This is a genomic window from Noviherbaspirillum sp. ST9, from assembly GCF_048799745.1.
Taxonomy (GTDB): domain Bacteria; phylum Pseudomonadota; class Gammaproteobacteria; order Burkholderiales; family Burkholderiaceae_D; genus Noviherbaspirillum.
The window spans coordinates 1-716 of sequence record NZ_JBLWFR010000079.1 but is presented as its reverse complement, the minus strand read 5'-3'; the positions used below and the strand labels follow the sequence as shown (position 1 = coordinate 716).

The 716-nt window shown below is 40.2% G+C and carries 1 protein-coding gene; it reads right to left on the bottom strand.

Features of this window, described 5'->3' with window-relative positions; all coding sequences use genetic code 11:
• On the bottom strand, nt 1-716 hold a 716-nt coding region (locus ACNOHI_RS24850), incomplete at both ends, for a caspase family protein (protein ID WP_420477406.1).

Genomic DNA, 716 nt, shown 5'->3' with positions numbered 1-716 from the left:
TGATATACTGATCCGGATAACCGTAGTCAATTGTTTGCGCTACGGGTTTCTGAAAATAAAATTCGTCAATCAGTGATGTGTGCTCCCAAGTCACTTTTTTTCCTTTAGTAATCGAAAAAACCGATTGTCTAACTCTTTTAAAAAGGGATTCTGCCTGGATATTTGAGCTGTTTTTTAAATGATGGACCAAAGTACCAGTGTAGGCGCTATTGTTTGGGAATCCATAGTCGGCGGCCTTCTCACCGCTGGTTGTGGAAAAGGCGATCAAGGTTCCTCTTGGTGTAGCGATCGGAGCAAATTCTTCGGCTTGAACGCCCCTTACACCTTTTGGATTATCCCGACATGCATCGACTATGATGATCTTAGATATTGATAAGTTATTTTTTTCCAGTTCAAGAACTTCGGACAATTTGATTGCAAACCTGTCATAATAGCTTTTGCTTTCCTGGTCCTGTACTGTTTCATGAAGTGTGAGGTAATTCTCTCCGGCCACCTCAATGCCATGCCCGGCATAAAAAAATATAAAGCTATCGTAGTTTTTAAGTTCTTTTTGCAGGTGAGCCGAAAGAGCTATCCAGTCATCTACGTTAATATCTTTTTGCAAGATAGTATCATATCCAAAGGATTTGAAAACCTTTTCCATAGCATCGGCATCCTTTATGGCGTTATCAAGTTTTGTAAAATTTCCGGCATTATCAACTCCAATGCAGACTGCT